At 47.8% G+C, this 253-nt stretch carries 1 rRNA gene; it reads left to right on the forward strand.

The features are described 5' to 3' along the window. The first annotated feature begins 119 nt into the window (after positions 1 to 119). A 5S ribosomal RNA gene (gene rrf, locus AAEY75_RS16240) occupies positions 120 to 235 on the forward strand. The last annotated feature ends 18 nt before the right edge of the window (positions 236 to 253 follow it).

Genomic DNA, 253 nt, shown 5'->3' on the forward strand with positions numbered 1-253 from the left:
GTGGAAGCGTGGTGACACGTGGAGCTGACAGATACTAATAGATCGAGGACTTAACCTATATTCTAATGTGAAAAATGAACGTTGTTATCTAGTTTTGAGAGAACATTCTCTCCATCAGGTTTGGTGGCGATAGCGAAGAGGTCACACCCGTTCCCATACCGAACACGGAAGTTAAGCTCTTCAGCGCCGATGGTAGTTGGGGGTTTCCCCCTGTGAGAGTAGGACGCCGCCAAGCTTTTCAAAGGATCAGTTC

It is taken from the genome of Psychrobacter sp. TB55-MNA-CIBAN-0194, assembly GCF_040309505.1.
In the GTDB taxonomy this organism is placed as follows: Bacteria; Pseudomonadota; Gammaproteobacteria; order Pseudomonadales; family Moraxellaceae; genus Psychrobacter; species Psychrobacter fozii.